The organism is Pantoea nemavictus (genome assembly GCF_037479095.1).
In the GTDB taxonomy this organism is placed as follows: Bacteria; Pseudomonadota; Gammaproteobacteria; order Enterobacterales; family Enterobacteriaceae; genus Pantoea; species Pantoea nemavictus.
In genome coordinates, this window is record NZ_JBBGZW010000001.1 from 1,821,562 (window position 1) to 1,838,955 (window position 17,394).

Here is a 17,394-nt window from a genome sequence, read left to right on the forward strand (position 1 = left end):
CTCATCATCATCGCGTTTGGCCGCTATTTACGCGTCAGCGCCTCAATCAATTGCTGATTAAATTTCTGCGGCTCTTCCATTTGCGGCGCATGTCCCATGCCCGGGAATTCGATTAAACGGGCACCGGGAATCATCTGCGCCACCTGCTTACCCAGAACATTGTAATGCCCCAGCTTCGCTTTCACTTCCGGTGGCGCAATATCACTGCCAATCGCCGTGGTATCGGCGGTGCCAATCATCAGGGTAGTTGGGACGCGTAAATCTTTAAACTCGTAATAGACCGGCTGAGTGAAAATCATGTCGTAGATTAATGCCGAGTTCCACGCCACTTTCTTGTGCCCCGGCCCGCCGTTCAAACCAGCCAGCATATCGACCCATTTGTCATATTCTGGCTTCCACTGGCCGCTGTAATAGGTCTGTTGCTCGTACTTCTTGATGCCCGCCGCATCCAGTTTGAGTTCACGCTGATACCACTGATCGACCGAGCGCCACGGTGCGCCTTTGGCTTTCCAGTCCTCTAAACCAATAGGGTTCACCAGCACCAGCTGCTGCGTTTGCTTGGGATACATCAGCGCGTAGCGCGTTGCCAGCATACCGCCGGTTGAGTGCCCAATGATGATGGCGTTTTCGACGCCGAGCTGCTGCAACAGTTGATGGGTGTTCTGCGCCAGCTGCTGGAAGGTGTATTGATAGTTGGCCGGTTTGGTTGAACTGCAGAAGCCAATCTGATCCGGCGCAATCACACGATAGCCTTTCTGGCTCAGCGCTTTGATGGTGTCGTCCCAGGTGGCGCCGCAGAAGTTTTTGCCGTGCATCAGTACTACGGTGGCTCCATTGGCCTGCTGCTCAGGCTTTACGTCCATATAGCCCATGCTCAGCGTTTGCTGCTGCGAAGAGAAGGAAAAGTGCTGCAGTGGATAGGGATAGCGGAAGCCTTCCAGCTGTTCGCCATACACATTGGCGGCGAACGCAGGTGCAGTACTGGCTATCGCCACCGTGGCCAGAATAACGGCAAGTGACTGTTTTGTCTTAAAACGAAAACCCATATTGCCCTTCCTTAACGGAGAAAACCTTCAGTCTGACACGTTAATCCGTTTTACGTATTGATGGCGTGTGCCGCAGAGGGATGTAAATTTTACATTTAGCCCATCAACACTATGAAAAATTTGAGTTAATAATAACGTCCGTTATTACGATAAATATTCAACATCAGAACAACACGCAAACGGTTTTGCGCACGGAAAACAAGACCAGTCTTGATGACAAATAATAAATAAGCCAAATAATCAGAAAACTTTACATTAATTGCAGATTGGAAAGATTAATTAAATTACACTCTCTAAGTGTTTATGGAGGACTACAATGACACAGCAAAAATATAATGAAGGGGTGATTGATTCGGTGACCGAATGGATTATGTCTAATTTGGATCAACGTTTAAGCATTGATGATATCGCATTAAAATCGGGCTATTCAAAATGGTATTTGCAGAAACTTTTTGCCCGCTATCACAATGAAACCCTGGCACGCTACATTCGTAAAAAGAAACTGATTCACTGCATCAATGATTTGAAAAACAGCAACGCGCCGATAATTAGCCTGGCCGTAAAATACCACTTTGAAAGTCAGCAATCTTTCACGCGATCGTTTAAACACGTACTCGGCTGCACGCCGCTCTTCTGTCGCAAAAGGCAACTCGATAAGGAAACCCAACAAGCACTGCACGAAAGTAATGATCCCTGCGTACTTTGTCGACAGGCCGGATTTGATGTTACAGAACGCACGCGAGAAATTGTTGCTCCTAAAGTACGCACTAATGAATTTTTACCACGTATCAGCTGCGTGATGCGCTAACGAATCCATCACGCTTTTATTAACGCCTTTGCACTCATTTCTGACGCTAATAGACTTATTCATGTCAAATTTAAAGGCTATATCAACGCTGAAAAACGGATGGCGCACCATCCGTTTTTTCATTTAATAGCTCGCTTTATTCAGCGCGATTGCGCTATTTTTAAAATGCGCTAAACGATTATCCAGCGCGGCGGTATAAAGCATGGTATCTACCCCGACGGCGACAAAATTTGCCCCCCAATCGAGAGCACGTTCCGCCATGGCCAGATTAACCGCCAGAAAACCAGCGGCTTTTCCCGCACTGCGGATGCGTTTAATACTGTGTTCAATGATCTTCTGCACCTCGGGATGATCGGCATTATCGGGAAAACCTAATGAAGCTGACAGATCCGCTGGGCCAATAAATATCCCGTCAACACCCTCAACCTCTAGCAGCGCATCCAGATTCTCAATGGCGGTTTTGCTTTCGGCCTGTATCAGTAAACAGAGTTCGTCATTGGCACGCGCCATGTAATTTTCCACCCGTCCCCACCGCGCCGCACGCGCTACCCCAGCTCCTACCCCGCGCGTGCCATAAGGTGGATAGCGTGTCGCCCGTACCAGCGCCTGTGCCTGCTCGGCAGTATCAATCATCGGCACCAGCAAAGTACGTGCACCGATATCCAGCACCTGCTTAATCAACGCCGTCTGGAACTCTATCGGACGAATCACCGGCTGGCTGCGATAAGGCGCAATAGCCTGCAGCTGATGATAGAGATCCTGCACGGTATTCGGTGCATGTTCGCCATCAATCAATAACCAGTCGTAGCCGCTGGTGGCGGCAATCTCGGCCAGATACGACGATGTGCTGCTGAGCCATAAACCAATCTGCGTTTCACCGTTGGCCAGGCCGGCTTTAAAGGCATTTTTTAATGGATCCTGCATACCCGCTCCTTCTTTAATGCGACGCCTGCTGAGATTGTGGCAATTGACGCTCCACTTTCAGGCTGAGAATAATCAGTGAACCGATGGCAGCGATCAGCGCCAGCGCCAGTAACCCGGCGCTGCTGCTGTTAAACTGCGCCTCGGCATTGACGCGAATCAGCGGGGCGAGGAAGCCACCGACGGCACCAAACAGATTGACGAAGCCGATGCCCGCCGCCAGCGCGGTGCCGGACAGCAGCTGGGTTGGCATGGTCCAGAACACCGGCTGCACGGCAATAAAGCCTACCGCCGCCACGCTAAGTGCGAGGATGGCCAGCAGCGGCGACACCAATCCGGATAGCCCAATCCCCAGCGCCGCCGCTAGCAATGTAAACGCCGCCACCCGACGCCGTTCGCCGCTGCGATCGGAATAACGCGGAATCAACCAGGTGCCAAACAGCGCGGCAACCCACGGAATCGCCGCCACCAGCGAAGCGAGAAATCCGACTTTGGTGCCGATCAGCGCCGCCACCTGCGAAGGCAGGAAGAAGATCAGGCCATATACCGCAATCTGAATGGTCATGTAGATAATGGCGAGCTGCCAGACGCGACCGTTACGCAGCGCATCACGCAGTTGTGCGGTGGGCTTTTGCTGCTCCTCGCTCTCCAGCTGGCGCTGCAACGCTTGTTTCTCATCAGCGCTGAGAAAACGCGCGGTTGCCGGCGTGTCGTCGATGTAGCTGAAGGTGAAAAACCCGGCGGCTACCGCTAATAATCCCTCAATAATGAACATCCAGAACCAACCCGGATGTCCCAGCACGCCATGCATTTCCAGCAGCGCACCCGAAAGCGGCGAGCCTAACGTCAACGCCAGCGGTGCGCCCATGTAGAACAAACCCATTACGCTGGCGCGCTGCTGCTGCGGGAACCACAGCGATGTCAGATAGATCATGCCAGGAAAGAATCCCGCCTCAGCGGCACCGAGCAGTGTGCGTACCAGCAGAAATTTGGCCTCGGTGTCGGCAAATGCCATCGCCGCCGAAAGAAATCCCCACAGCAGCGTGGTGCCGCCAATCCAGCTGCGTGCGCCAAAACGTCGCATCAGCAAATTGGCCGGCACGCCGAGCAATGCGTACACCACAAAGAAAATCCCGGCACCGAGCGCGTAAGCCTCGTTACTTAAGCCGGTATCGAGTTGATACGCCTCTTTGGCAAAGCCGATGTTGGCGCGGTCAAGAAACGCCAGCACGTAGAGCATCAACATGAAAGGAATGAGGCGGGCACGGTTTTTCTTCACCGCGCTGTGCACCAGATTATCCATTGGGAAAGCCCTCACAAAGGGCTGCGACCATCAGCCGCAGCCCACGCGGTTAATGGTGATAAGGACGTTTCAGACCTTCGCGATTCAGCTCTACGCCAAAGCCCGGTTTATCCAGTACCGATTTGTGTATGCGGCCATTGACTGGCACCGGCTCATTGATGAGCAGCGGATCAAACTGCGGGCGTAGCGTGCTGCAATCCGGGCTGGTCATCAGGAATTCACTGAATGGCGTATTGGTGAAAGTGATTACCGCATGATGCGAGTAAACCGAAGAGCCGTGCGGCACCACCAATTGACCGCGTGATTTTGCCAGCGCGGCCACTTCAACCAACGTAGTCAGGCCGCCGCACCAACCGACATCGGGTTGCAAAATATCGATGCCGGTTTCTGCCAGCGTGCGGAAGGATTGCAGCGTGCCGTGATGCTCGCCGCTGGTGATTAACATGCCCTGCGGCGCCTGCTTTTTCAGCTGGGCGTAGCCTTCAAATTGTTGTGGCGGCAAACACTCTTCCAGCCACTTGACGTTATAAGGCGCGCAGGCGTGTGCCAGTTTGGTGGCAAAATTCACGTCCTGGCTCATCCAGCAATCCAGCATCAGCCAGAAATCTGCGCCACAGGTTTCACGATAGTGGGCAATGCGCGCCACCTCTTTACGGATGCCTTCGTCACCATCGTGCGGTCCCCACTGCACCGCCATCTTGCCGCCGATAAACCCCATTTTTTGCGCCAGGTCCGGACGAGCGCCGGTAGCATAGAACTGCAGTTCATCACGCACCGCGCCGCCCAACAGCTTGTATACCGGCAGATCGGTAACTTTGCCGAACAGATCCCACAGCGCCAAATCGACGCACGAAATAGTATTCATCACCACGCCACCGGAACCGGCGTAGTACATGGTGGCATTCATCATCTGGTCGTGAATCAGTTTGATATCGCTAACGCAGCGCCCTTCGATGAAGCGATTCAGATGCTTTTCAACGATAAAGCAGCCCATTTCACCGCCGGTGGTGATGGCAAACCCGATTTGCCCGTTATCGGCTTCGACTTCAACAATCAGCGTACCTAGCACGTTGATGCCGAAGGATTGTCGCGACTGCTCATACTGTTTGTATTTGCTCATCGGCGTGGCGACATGGTCATCAATCCAGTGATTAGCACCCTGATCGTGGTAATCGCCGCCAGCTGCCGCTTTATCGGCCGTTGCGCCACCGGCAAAGTAGGCGCGGACAGTTTTAATTTTTGGTAGGGACATGAGCTTCTCCGGGTTACGAGGCGTGTTTTTCCGCCGGGCTACGCCAGCCCAGCAGACGGGAAATATCGCGGGCGCAGGCTATCGCCAGGCCGGCAAGGTAATCGCGCTTATCGTCATCAATTTCCAGCCGGGTACCCACCAGCGAAATGGCGGCGACTAACTGCTCGCGAGCATTAAAAATTGGGGCAGCCACACAGCGCACATCGGGATAATCCTCACCGTTATCAAAGCTCCAGCCCTGACGGCGAATGCGCGCCAGCTCAGTACGCAAGGCATCGGCGCTACGCAGCGACGTGGGCGTTACCGCCACAAAGCGCATGTCGTTGATGATGCGTTCCTGCTCTTCGGGGCGTTGCCAGGCAAGCAAACACTTACCAATGCCGGAGCGATACAGCGACAGGCTTTTACCTTCGTGCGAGCGCACGCTGATAGTGGCAGCCGATTCGAGTTTGAGGATGTAACAGGCATGACCGCCATCAAGGATGCCGAGATGACACAACAGGTTGGTTTGCTGCATTAACCGCGTAAGACGCGGGCGCGCGATATCGCGGATGTCCATGTGCTGCAGTGCGTGACCGGCGAACTCCACCAGTCGCGTCCACAGGCAGTAGTTGTTATTGCGATCGATGGTGATCAGACGCTGTTTTTTCAGTTCGGCGAACAGCAGATAGGCACTGCTTTTAGGCAGCGCGAGCGTTTCTATAATCTCAGCGGCGCTGCACGGTCCGTGCTGCGCAATAAAGTCGAGAATAGCAATCGCGCGCGTCAGTGCGGGGACAGGTGTGACTTCCAACATGCTGGACTCCAGTCTGATTATCTGGAGGGCAGTGTTGTGGTTTTAGTTGGGTATAAGTGTGCGCCGTATCAAATTCCCTTAGGGAGAGCGCTTCATACAGCAGCGTGTGTGCGGGAATGTGAATCGTGCCGCGCTGAAAGTACAGCCGACTGTACTCAACACCCCAGCGCGCAAGAATTTACGAGAAGATATATTTAACAGCCGCAATCACCATGGTGGTGGCCATCACCATCAGTAAGCGTTTAATCCAGCGCATGTCAGTTTTTAATGCAGAGACGTCTGCTTTCAGTTGTTTGACATCAGCTTTAAGTTCGCCAATATCTTTTTCCACCGCGTCGAGGCGCGTTTCAACTGCGAACAGGCGCGTGTTCAGTTCCTGTATCGCGCCACTTAGTCGAGAATCCAGTTCTTTAATCGCACCGCTCAGCCGATCATCTAGCTCTTTAATTGCTGCACTCAGCCGAACGTCCAGTTCTTTAATTGCTCCACTCACCCGAAGATCCAGCTCTTTAATGCTCCTCGTCGTTTCCTCTCCAGCCTTCATCAAATCCGCACGTGACAGCGCATTGTCCTGCTGCATTTCAGTAAAGATTTCTACCATCGCTTCGGCTTGTTGATCGCTGACACCAGCCAGCTGCAACGCTTTAAAAGCTTTGTGAGTATTCATCATCGCGAGTGTCATCCGTGAAGCTCCTGAGTTGATGTGACGCGTCTGTCAAACATCATGCCCAGCGAGCAATTATTGCACCATGTGACTGTTTGCATTTTGCGCTACACGGCGAAAAATATCAATTAGTACAACAAGTAACGTGCAATTGGATGCGAGAGCGCTCGCAAAATGTGCGTTAGGATCTGCCGCGAAAGGTTTTACGATATTGCAGTGGGGAGGTGTTCAGCTGCTTCTTAAAATGACGGCGCAGCATCAGCGGCGATGAGAATCCGGCTTTTTCAGCAATCAACTCCACCGGTTGATCGGTTTTCTCCAGAAAACGCTGCGCCAGTGCCAGGCGTTGATTCACTAACCAATCGCTAAAACAGCTGCCGGTGGTTTGGTTAAAGCGGCGGGTGAAGCTGCGGCGGCTCATCAGCGCTTTCTCAGCCAGCTGCTCCAGCGTGAGCGCCTGCTGCAGGTTTTCTGTCGCCCAGCTCAGCGCCGACATAAAGCGATCGTTGCCTGCCGAATGATAAACCGGCTGCTCAATGTACTGCGCCTGTCCGCCCTGTCGATGCGGCGGCACCACCAGCATACGCGCGACGCTATTGGCCACATCAACACCACACTGCTCGCGCACCAGATGCAGACAGCAATCAATACTCGCGGCGGTACCTGCCGACGTGACAATCTGCCCTTCGTCGATGTACAGCACGTCGCGATCAATCGCCACATCCTGATACAGGCGTTCAAAATCCGCCATCCAACGCCAATGTGTGGTTGCACGGCGCTGGTTCAGTAAGCCGGCGGCGCCGAGTACAAACGCACCGAGACACAAACCCACGACTTTCGCTCCGCGCTGCGCCGCCTGCTGAAGCGCCTGCAGCAGCTCAGCGGGTGGCGGCACCGAGGGATCGCTCCAGCTTGGCACCACCACCATATCGGCATCGGCCAGCTGTGCTAATCCATGCTCAGCAATGATCGAAAAACCGCTGTTGGTTTTTAATGGGCCGGGATGCGTAGCGCAAATCATTAACTGATAGCACAGGGTGCCGTCGTCCTGAGCCGCCTTTTCAAATACCGCGCAGGGCACTGAAAGGTGGAACGGGATGATGTCGTCGAACACCACGACACCGACTTTGATGGGCGAAGCCTTACCTGGCGTTTTTGGCGCAAACTGAACGTTATTTGTCATCCGTTGTACTCCTTCACTCACGGCGAAATCGCCATACTGCACCCCATCGGAAGCCGTGCTGGCCTCCTCTCTACGCTAAACCATCAAAGGATTATTACGTATGAAAAATATTTTTGCTTCAGGAACTCTGGCACTGGCCATGGCAATTTCAGGCAATGCTTTCGCCGCTGAGACTAAGCCTGAGAAAGCGCCGACTATTCGTACCATGAGCGGTGCTACTGCTACTACTTCACTCAATGCGAAGCAAACTGCTGTGATCGTCATTGATATTCAAAACGAATATTTCCCTGGCGGTAAAATGCCGATCCCGGATGGCATGCAAGCGCTGAAAAATAGCAAACGCATCGTCGAGTTCGCTCACAAAAACAAGATGCCGGTCTTCTTCGTCCAGCATTTAGGTGATGCCGATGGTCCGCTGTTTGCCAAAGGCAGCCGTTTTGCTGAGTTCCATAAGGATTTGCAGCCAGCCAAGGGTGATCGCGTAATCAGCAAAGCCACGCCAAGCTCATTTGTCGGCACCGACCTGCAGAAGCAGCTGGACTCACTGGGCATTAAACAGCTGATCATTACCGGTCTGATGACGCACATGTGTGTGTCATCCACCGCGCGTGATGCGGTGCCGCTCGGCTACTCCGTCATTATTCCGGAAGATGCGACAGCAACACGTGATCTGGCAACCTGGGACAACAAGGTGGTGGATCATAAAGTCTTGCAGCAAGCGGCGCTGACCGGCGTCGCAGATGTGTTCGCTGAAATTAAAACCACCGATGCTGTGCTGGCGATGCCCGTTAAATAATTACTGAACCGGCTGGCCGGGTAACAGTTTGTCAGACATCAAACGGCGGCAGGAGAGACTCTCCTGCCGCGCTTGTTGCTGTTGCTCCGGTGACAAATCCTGCCAAATGCTTTGCAGATGATCTGCAAGCCCTGGCTTGAAATGAATCTTCTGCAGCGCGTAATCGGAATTGCTGCCTTCAATGATGTGCTGCATATCCTGTGATGTATTGCCGCGCCCATCATGAGTGAGGGTACAGAACGTGGCGATGTAGTAGGCTTTATCCTCGTCGCTGTAGTGCGGCATCAGCCACCAGACAACGGCGCTCAGCACAATCAGCAACGGCAGAAGAAATTTGATTTTTAACATGAAGGGCGTCACCCGCTGAAGAGTAAAGCGCGCGATAGTAGCAGATTGCGCGTGTGCGGCCTATTCAGCACGCACTACAGCGCCTGCGCGCAGGCCCAGGCTGAGCTCCACGCCCACTGGAAGTTATAGCCACCCAGCCAGCCGGTGACATCCACCACTTCACCAATAAAGAACAGCCCCGGCACATCGCGTGCTTCCATGGTTTTCGACGACAGCTGCGTGGTCTCCACGCCGCCCAGCGTCACCTCAGCGGTACGATAACCTTCGGTGCCGTTCGGCTGCACACGCCAATGATGCAATGTGTTAACCAGCTCGCTCTGCTGCTTGCTATTCAGCTGCTTCAGCGTGACGTCGGGAATCTGTTTCAGCTCCTGCAGCACTTCCACCAGCCGTTTCGGCAGGATCTTCGCCAGGCTGTTTTTCAGGCTGAGATTAGGATGAGCCTCGCGCTGCACATTAATGAAATCATCCAGCGAGGTGGCAGGCGACAAATCAATGGTGACGAATTCACCAGGCTGCCAATAGCTGGAGATTTGCAACACGGCCGGGCCAGACAGGCCGCGATGGGTGAACAGCATCGCTTCTTTAAATAAGGTGCCGTCCTGCGCGGTGATGGTGGTAGGCAACGCCACGCCCGACAGCGTATTGAGCTGTTCAAGTAGCGGTTTATGCAGCGTGAAAGGCACCAATGCCGCGCGCGTGGGGAACACTTTCAGGCCGAACTGCTCGGCCACTTTGTAGCCGAACGGCGTCGCACCCAGGCCCGGCATCGAGAGTCCACCGCTGGCGATGACCAATTTTTCCGCCTGCACCGCTGTGCCGTTAAGCTGCAAGGTGTAACCGCTGTCGTCACGATCCACGCTCATCACTTCGCTGCGCAAACGCACGGTAACCTGGCCAGCCTCACACTCTTTTAATAACAGATCGACAATCTGCTGCGCCGAGTCATCGCAGAATAACTGTCCCAGCGTTTTCTCGTGATACGCAATGCCATGGCGATTCACCAGGTCGATGAAATCCCACTGGTTGTAACGCGCCAGCGCCGATTTACAGAAATGTGGGTTGTGCGACAGATACGCAGCAGGCTCGGTGAACATGTTGGTGAAGTTGCAGCGGCCGCCACCCGACATCAAAATTTTGCGTCCGGCTTTTTTGCCGTTATCCAGCAGCAGCACGCGACGACCCAATTGCCCTGCCTGCGCCGCACAGAACATGCCGGCTGCGCCTGCACCAATAATGATAACGTCAAACTTTTCCACTGCTTTATCCGCCTTGCCCGAAAGGCGCTGATTGTAGGGATTTGCGGCTTTTAGCGCTAGCGTCAAAAAATTGCCGTAAATATGTCATAATGTAACTCACTAATTTTTAGCTGTTTTCAGCTAAATCTATACGCTGCATTACAATTTTAAGACAAGAAAGAGCTATATTTTTCTTTCATATCGCGCACGTTGTCGCAGATAATGCGCCGCGTTCATGTCCTCCCAAAATGGCGTAACGTTTATGCTACATCTGTTTGCTGGTCTCGACCTCAGTACCAGCCTGTTACTGATTCTTGCTCTGCTGTTTGTATTGTTTTATGAAGCAATCAACGGTTTTCACGACACTGCTAACGCGGTCGCGACTGTCATTTATACCCGTGCGATGCGGGCGCAACTGGCAGTTGTCATGGCGGGTGTTTTCAACTTTCTGGGTGTTTTGCTTGGTGGATTGAGCGTGGCGTATGCCATCGTTCACATGCTTCCGACCGATTTACTGTTGAATGTCGGTTCGGCCCACGGCCTCGCAATGGTCTTCTCCATGCTGCTGGCCGCGATTATCTGGAACCTTGGCACCTGGTATTTAGGTTTGCCGGCGTCCAGTTCTCATACTTTGATTGGCGCCATCATCGGTATTGGTCTCACCAACGCCCTGATGACCGGCACCTCGGTGGTTGACGCGCTCAACTTGCCGAAAGTCATCAATATCTTCATGTCCCTGATTCTTTCGCCGATTGTTGGTCTGGTGATAGCAGGCGGGCTGATCTTTATCCTGCGTCGCTACTGGAGCGGAACCACTAAGCGTTCACGCATCCACATGACGCCTGCCGATCGTGAAAAGATTGATGGCAAGAAAAAGCCGCCGTTCTGGACGCGCATCGCCCTGATCGTTTCGGCGATTGGCGTGAGCTATTCACACGGCGCAAACGATGGTCAGAAAGGCATTGGCCTGATTATGCTGGTGCTGATCGGCGTCGCGCCAGCCGGGTTTGTGGTTAACCTGAATGCGTCGGGTTATGACATCACCCGCACACGCGATGCTGTTAACCATCTGGAACAGTATTATCAGCAGCATAACGAGTCGCTGGCGCATATGGTGCAGCTTGCACCGCCGGTGGTACCTACGCCGGAAGAGTCAGTCGGCGGCCCGCAGGAGTTCCATTGCGATAGCAGCCGTGCGCTGCAAGCCATCGATCGTGCGCAGCTGCTGCTGAACAACCTGCAGAGCTATGACCAGCTGTCGGTTGATCAACGCGGACAGATGCGTCGTCTGCTGCTGTGTGTCTCCGATACCGTGGATAAAGTGGCTAAGCTGCCGGAAACCAGTGCGGAAGATAAGCGCTTCCTCAACAAGCTGAAAAGCGATTTGCTGGGCACCGTTGAGTACGCACCGATCTGGATTATTGTTGCTGTGGCGCTGGCGCTGGGCATCGGTACCATGATTGGCTGGCGTCGCGTTGCCACCACTATCGGTGAGAAAATCGGTAAGAAAGGCATGACCTATGCGCAGGGTATGTCGGCGCAGGTGACGGCTGCGGTATCGATTGGCGTCGCCAGTTATACCGGTATGCCGGTTTCCACGACGCACATTCTGTCATCGTCGGTAGCCGGTACTATGCTGGTGGATGGCGGTGGATTGCAGAGCCGCACCATCAAAAATATCGCCATGGCGTGGGTATTCACCCTGCCGGTGTGTATTTTGCTGTCGGGTTCGCTTTACTGGATCGCGTTGAAATTAATTTAATAGATACCCTAAATAATTCGAATTGCAGGAAGGCAGCAAGTGGGTGAGTCCCCAGGAGCTTACTGAAGTAAGTGACTGGGGAGAACACACGCAGCTAACGCAGCTGCAAGTCGAAGTATGACGGGTATGAGGGCGACAGCGATGTCGCCCTTTTTTATTGCCGTTATTTATTGCCAGATTGCCATCGCAATCAGGCTGACCACCACCAAAAAACAGAGCCCGCTGGTCAGCACGAACTGACCGCGCACGCGCTCACAGCGGCGAATGAATTCGTCGTCATGATGATCGTGATAGCGCTTATCCCAGATATAGCGCACCAGCCGTACCTGCTTGCTCGGCTGCCCGTGCGAGGTGAAGAACCCCGCGCCATCCACGTATTGATATAACAGCGGATCGCAACCGCGCAAAACGGCCAATAGTGAGCGCAAAGAAGAGAAGTAGCGCGCCATATTCACCAGACAAACCACACACAGAGCCCAAAAAAGCGCGATAGTGCTGATCATGTTCCCCTCCCGGCTGGAGCCGCAACGACGTCGAACGCAGCGGGGAATTGCTGTAGACGCCGCACGGGAAATAAACCAGCCACTGAATGATTCCGATTGCATTGTTGTTATGCGAACCTGAGTGCGCGACTCATACGGCAGTGGCACTTATTTTCAGTGTAGGAGATCTGTTCAATTTTTTTCCAGCGATGATTTTCGTTCGGGGCGAGTGAAAAAGCCGATAACGCTTGATCTTCCTCACAAGCGGACTTTCGCTTGCAGCATTTGTTAACAACTCTGGCTATACTCAGGGCATAACAAAAACCGCCTGCAAGGCTGAAATAGTGGTTGGTGGCGCTTCATCGCCGTCTCGCGCAAAGGAACCGCCTACCGTGAAAGCAGGAAGATTGCCCCGAATCTTGAGAAAGGAGTTTTATCATGGCTTATAAACACATCCTGATTGCAGTAGACCTTTCCCCCGAAAGCCAGTTGCTGGTTGATAAAGCCGTTTCGCTGGCCCGCCCTTACGACGCGAAAATCTCGCTGATCCACGTTGATGTGAACTATTCAGACCTCTACACCGGGCTGATTGACGTTAATCTGGGTGACATGCAGAAGCGTATTTCTGAAGAGACGCACACCGCGCTGAAAGAGCTTTCGATCAATGCCGGCTATCCGATCAGTGAAACCCTGAGTGGCAGCGGCGATCTCGGCCAGGTGCTGGTGGATGCGATTAAGAAATATGACGTGGATTTGGTGGTATGTGGCCACCATCAGGACTTCTGGAGCAAGCTGATGTCCTCAGCACGCCAGTTGATTAATACCGTGCATATCGACATGTTAATCGTGCCGCTGCGCGATGAAGATGAAGAATAATTGATCAGGTCAGCGTGAATGCTGACCTGACAATTCGTAGGGTCGGCATGAATGCCGACCTTTTTCATGCCCGCACGACCTACGCCAGCGGCGGATAAATATCAAAACGATGGCTTTTAGTCACCACCGCATCTTGTGTCACCACGCCCGCTAGCGGCGGCGCGTAGTCCGGACGCTTCACCACGATACGCTTCTTCGCCAGTCGGCGCGCCGGTTCCAGCAGCGCATCGGCATCTTGATCGGGCCCCACCAGCGACTGAAACACGCGCATCTCTTTCTTTACCATCGCGCTTTTCTGCCGATGCGGATACATCGGATCGAGATACACCACATCCGGTGCGGGAGTGATCTCGCTCAGTGCCTGTTGGCTAACGACATGCAGTAGCGTAAGGCGATCGCGCAGCCAGCCGCCAATCTCTGCATCCTCGTAGCCACGACGCAAACCATCCTCCAGCAACGCCGCCACCACCGGATGCCGCTCTAGCATACGCACACGACAACCGAGCGCCGCCAGCACAAAGGCATCGCGCCCTAATCCGGCCGTCGCATCAATCACCTCAGGCAGATAACCACTTTTGATGCCGACTGCTTTCGCCACTGCTTCGCCGCGACCGCCACCAAACTTACGCCGATGCGCCATCGCACCCGACACGAAATCCACAAAGATGCCGCCCAGTTTCGGCTCATCCAGCTTACGCAGTTCAAGGTGCTCCGGCGTTAACACCAGCGCCATGGTCGCCTGAACGTCCTGCTGCAGGCCCCAGCGCTCAGCCAAATGTAATAAGGCGCCGTCTCCGGCGCCTGATTCATCGATTAAACCAATTTTCACAAGCCGGCTTATCCCTGAATTCCGTAGTGTTCCAGCATCGCATCGAGCTGTGGTTCACGGCCACGGAAGCGTTTGAACAGCTCCATTGGCTCTTCAGAACCGCCACGCGTCAGGATGTTGTCGAGGAACGACTGACCAGTCTGACGGTTGAAAATGCCCTCTTCTTCGAAGCGCGAATAGGCATCGGCAGCCAGCACATCGGCCCACAGATAGCTGTAGTAACCCGCCGCATAACCGCCGGCGAACACGTGGCTGAAGGCGTGCGGGAAGCGGCCCCACTCCGGGCTTGGCACCACGGCAACCTGCTTCTTCACTTCTCGCAGGGTTTCGAGGATTTGCGCGCCTTTCGCCGGATCGAACTCGGTATGCAAACGGAAATCGAACAGGCCGAACTCCAGCTGACGCAGGATAAACAGCGCCGCCTGATAGTTTTTCGCCGCCAGCATTTTATCCAGCAGCTCCTTCGGCAGCGGTTCGCCGGTTTCATAGTGGCCGGAGATAAACGCCAGCGCTTCCGGCTCCCAGCACCAATTCTCCATAAACTGGCTCGGCAGCTCCACGGCATCCCACGGCACACCGCTGATACCGGATACGCCCGGCGTTTCGATGCGCGTCAGCATGTGATGCAGACCGTGACCAAATTCGTGGAACAGCGTGATCACTTCATCATGCGTGAACAGCGCCGGTTTGCCCTGCAGCGGACGGTTGAAGTTACAGGTAAGATACGCCACCGGCTTCTGCAGGCTGCCATCGGCTTTACGCATCTGCCCCACACAATCGTCCATCCACGCACCGCCGCGCTTGTGTTCGCGCGCATACAGGTCGAGATAGAAGCTGCCGCGCAGTTCGCCGCTTTCGTCGAACAGGTCGAAGAAGCGTACGTCCGGATGGTAAACATCCACGTCTTTGCGCTCTTTGGCAGTAATGCCGTAGATGCGTTTTACCACCTCAAACAGGCCACTTACCGCGCGCGCTTCCGGGAAGTACGGGCGCAGCTGCTCATCGCTGATGGTGTAGAGATGCTGTTTCTGCTTTTCGCCGTAGTAGGTCAAATCCCACGGATTCATCTCGTCGACGCCGAACTCTTTTTTGGCGAAGGCGCGCAGCTGAGCCAGCTCTTTTTCGCCCTGCGGACGCGCACGTTTCGCCAGATCGGTGAGGAACTCAATAACCTGCGCCGGATTTTCCGCCATTTTAGTGGCCAGCGATTTGTCAGCGTAGGAGTCGAAGCCCAGCAGCTGAGCCAGTTCGTGGCGCAGCGCCAGCTCTTCCGCCATCACCGGACCATTGTCCCATTTGCCGGCATTCGGGCCCTGCTCGGACGCACGCGTTGAATAGGCGCGATACAGCTCTTCACGCAGCGCGGCGTTATCGCAATAGGTCATGACCGGCAGATAGCTTGGGATATCCAGCGTCAGCAGCCAGCCCTGTTGCTCTTTGGCTTCGGCCTGCGCTTTGGCTGCGGCCAGCGCGCTCTCCGGCATGCCCGCCAGATCGGCTTCATCGGTCACCAGCTTGCTCCAGCCCATGGTGGCATCAAGCACGTTGTTGCTATACGTCGAGCCCAGCTCAGACAGACGCGCAGCGATTTCGCCATAGCGCTTCTGTTTCGCTTTATCGAGGCCGATACCGGACAACTCGAAATCACGCAGGCTGTTATCCACCGCTTTCTGCTGCGCAGTATCGAGGCCCGCGTAGCTATCGCCCTCTTTCAGGTTGCGATATGCCTGATACAAACCTTCGTGCTGGCCAACCCAGGTGCTGTACTCGGAGAGCAGCGGCAGCGTTTGCTCGTAAGCTTCACGCAGTTCCGGGCTATTTTTCACTGAATTGAGGTGGCTGACCGGCGAGAACAGGCGACCTAAGCGATCGTCCACTTCAGCCAGCGGCTGAACCAGATTATCCCATGTGTAGGGCGCGCCTTGCGCCACTACGCGTTCCACCGCTGCGCGGCAGTCGTTCAGCGCTTCGGTAACCGCTGGAACCACATGTTCAGGTTTGATGGCAGAAAACGGCGGAAGCGAAAAAGGCGTGAGTAACGGATTGGTCATAAGCGCAGTCCTTTCATGATGAAGTTGCGCGCGAACTCTCGCGCGACACAATTTTACTAACATGCGGCTTGATGGCATGAAAATCAATGCCACTAAGGATGGACTAGCGAAGAAAAGCCCGCCAGAAGGCAGGCTGAAGATTATTTAATCGCGAGCTGATAATGGATGACATCGTAGGGCGCCACCCACGGCGGCAATGGTTCACGCTCAAAGATATCTTTGGCCAGCGCCCAGCCTTCCACTTCGCCCCCTTTACCGGTGAGCGACATGCCGTCATGCATCAGCGGCGGCAGATGATTATCAAAGGGCACGTTGTCATCCGCAAAATTGTTAATCACTTTGCCGCTCAAGGTGCTGACTTTTACGTTAAGTTCTACCGGCTGGTCAGGAATGAGCTTCGATTGCACCGATTTCACCGCAAACCAGTGCATACCGTTTTCTGCCCGCAGCGCCTTGCGCTTCTCTAGCTGCTGATTCAGCTGCGCATAGCCTTTGGCAATTAGCGCACCCATCCCTTTATTGATCGACGCCTGCATCGTGGCATAACGCTGCGCCATCTCTTTACTGCTTAGCGCCGAGGTGCCGGTTTTCAACTGCGTGGTTACGCCAGCGATCAACTGATCCATGCTGATGTCGAGACCGACATCTTTTACCATTTGCAGCTGCGCGACGGCATTGCTGGCGATGGATTGGCCCAGCGTATAGCCATCACGTTCGGCATCACTTTGCGGTGCCGCGATCGTGCTGGCGTCACTCCTGGTCTGCCTGGCCGCCAATTGCTTTTCCAGCTCGCTGATGCGGGCGCGCAATTGCTTCACTTCTTTCTGATCGGCTGCATGGACGACAGGCCTGTCGACCGGTTTTGCTACCGGCGGTAACTGCGGTTTTGGCTTTTGGACTGGTACAGGAGGCAGCGTGCGTGCGGCATCGCCAAAGGCGTGCAGCATCTCCTCTTCAGAAGCCGCGCAAGCCAGCGCCGGGGATAATAGTGCGGTGATGAAAAGGACAACGGGCAGATGACGCTGTGTCATCACAATCT

General features: G+C 54.3%; 17 protein-coding genes. 4 read left to right on the forward strand and 13 right to left on the reverse strand.

What is annotated here, in order from left to right; translation table 11 throughout:
* Window positions 1-23: 23 nt before the first annotated feature.
* Complete coding sequence (locus tag WH298_RS08340) at window positions 24-1,046, reverse strand: alpha/beta fold hydrolase (RefSeq protein ID WP_180822637.1); 1,023 nt, start codon at window positions 1,044-1,046, stop codon at window positions 24-26.
* Window positions 1,047-1,362: 316 nt separating this feature from the next.
* Here WH298_RS08340 and WH298_RS08345 point away from each other — a divergent pair, with 316 nt between their 5' ends.
* Entirely contained in the window at window positions 1,363-1,854 is a 492-nt protein-coding gene (locus WH298_RS08345) for a helix-turn-helix domain-containing protein (protein WP_049851908.1), read from the forward strand.
* 123 nt (window positions 1,855-1,977) lie between these two features.
* Here WH298_RS08345 and yfaU read toward each other — a convergent pair whose 3' ends face one another.
* From yfaU to WH298_RS08375, 6 genes are all read right to left on the reverse strand, one after another.
* Complete coding sequence (gene yfaU, locus WH298_RS08350) at window positions 1,978-2,778, reverse strand: 2-keto-3-deoxy-L-rhamnonate aldolase (RefSeq protein WP_180822638.1); 801 nt, start codon at window positions 2,776-2,778, stop codon at window positions 1,978-1,980.
* A 13-nt stretch (window positions 2,779-2,791) separates the two neighbouring features.
* Entirely contained in the window at window positions 2,792-4,078 is a 1,287-nt protein-coding gene (locus tag WH298_RS08355; RefSeq protein ID WP_007889876.1) for an MFS transporter, read from the reverse strand.
* A gap of 49 nt (window positions 4,079-4,127) precedes the next feature.
* Window positions 4,128-5,330, reverse strand: coding sequence for an L-rhamnonate dehydratase (gene rhmD, locus WH298_RS08360; RefSeq protein WP_180822639.1), 1,203 nt, complete (start codon window positions 5,328-5,330; stop codon window positions 4,128-4,130).
* Between the two features lie 13 nt (window positions 5,331-5,343).
* A complete protein-coding gene (locus WH298_RS08365) occupies window positions 5,344-6,126 on the reverse strand; it encodes an IclR family transcriptional regulator (RefSeq protein ID WP_007889878.1) in 783 nt (260 codons plus the stop codon).
* A 178-nt stretch (window positions 6,127-6,304) separates the two neighbouring features.
* Window positions 6,305-6,808, reverse strand: a complete 504-nt coding sequence (locus WH298_RS08370) for a DUF1640 domain-containing protein (RefSeq protein WP_180822640.1) — start codon at window positions 6,806-6,808, stop codon at window positions 6,305-6,307.
* A 163-nt stretch (window positions 6,809-6,971) separates the two neighbouring features.
* Complete coding sequence (locus tag WH298_RS08375; RefSeq protein WP_007889880.1) at window positions 6,972-7,973, reverse strand: GlxA family transcriptional regulator; 1,002 nt, start codon at window positions 7,971-7,973, stop codon at window positions 6,972-6,974.
* A 100-nt stretch (window positions 7,974-8,073) separates the two neighbouring features.
* Here WH298_RS08375 and WH298_RS08380 point away from each other — a divergent pair, with 100 nt between their 5' ends.
* The gene (locus WH298_RS08380) at window positions 8,074-8,769 is read left to right on the forward strand and encodes a cysteine hydrolase family protein (RefSeq protein WP_007889883.1); all 696 of its coding nucleotides are present in this window, start codon (window positions 8,074-8,076) and stop codon (window positions 8,767-8,769) included.
* On the opposite strand, the gene WH298_RS08385 is transcribed toward WH298_RS08380, so the two are convergent.
* Window positions 8,770-9,117 (reverse strand): hypothetical protein, encoded by a 348-nt coding sequence (locus WH298_RS08385; RefSeq protein ID WP_007889885.1) that lies wholly within the window; start codon window positions 9,115-9,117, stop codon window positions 8,770-8,772. It lies immediately after the preceding gene.
* A gap of 74 nt (window positions 9,118-9,191) precedes the next feature.
* On the reverse strand, window positions 9,192-10,376 hold the full coding sequence (locus WH298_RS08390; protein ID WP_180822641.1) for an aminoacetone oxidase family FAD-binding enzyme: 1,185 nt from the start codon (window positions 10,374-10,376) through the stop codon (window positions 9,192-9,194).
* 241 nt (window positions 10,377-10,617) lie between these two features.
* Here WH298_RS08390 and pitA point away from each other — a divergent pair, with 241 nt between their 5' ends.
* The gene (gene pitA, locus WH298_RS08395; RefSeq protein WP_152929126.1) at window positions 10,618-12,117 is read left to right on the forward strand and encodes an inorganic phosphate transporter PitA; all 1,500 of its coding nucleotides are present in this window, start codon (window positions 10,618-10,620) and stop codon (window positions 12,115-12,117) included.
* Window positions 12,118-12,284: 167 nt separating this feature from the next.
* Here pitA and uspB read toward each other — a convergent pair whose 3' ends face one another.
* Complete coding sequence (gene uspB / locus WH298_RS08400; RefSeq protein WP_007889890.1) at window positions 12,285-12,620, reverse strand: universal stress protein UspB; 336 nt, start codon at window positions 12,618-12,620, stop codon at window positions 12,285-12,287.
* A 417-nt stretch (window positions 12,621-13,037) separates the two neighbouring features.
* Here uspB and uspA point away from each other — a divergent pair, with 417 nt between their 5' ends.
* A complete protein-coding gene (uspA, locus tag WH298_RS08405) occupies window positions 13,038-13,475 on the forward strand; it encodes a universal stress protein UspA (protein WP_007889892.1) in 438 nt (145 codons plus the stop codon).
* Window positions 13,476-13,554: 79 nt separating this feature from the next.
* Here uspA and rsmJ read toward each other — a convergent pair whose 3' ends face one another.
* The 3 genes from rsmJ to WH298_RS08420 all read right to left on the reverse strand — a co-directional run bounded on the left by rsmJ (window position 13,555) and on the right by WH298_RS08420 (window position 17,386).
* Window positions 13,555-14,304: a 16S rRNA (guanine(1516)-N(2))-methyltransferase RsmJ gene (gene rsmJ, locus WH298_RS08410; RefSeq protein ID WP_180822642.1), complete on the reverse strand. Its 750-nt coding sequence runs from the start codon at window positions 14,302-14,304 to the stop codon at window positions 13,555-13,557.
* Window positions 14,305-14,312: 8 nt separating this feature from the next.
* Window positions 14,313-16,355, reverse strand: a complete 2,043-nt coding sequence (gene prlC, locus WH298_RS08415) for an oligopeptidase A (RefSeq protein WP_180822643.1) — start codon at window positions 16,353-16,355, stop codon at window positions 14,313-14,315.
* 140 nt (window positions 16,356-16,495) lie between these two features.
* Window positions 16,496-17,386, reverse strand: coding sequence for a hypothetical protein (locus WH298_RS08420; RefSeq protein WP_180822644.1), 891 nt, complete (start codon window positions 17,384-17,386; stop codon window positions 16,496-16,498).
* Between the last annotated feature and the right edge of the window lie 8 nt (window positions 17,387-17,394).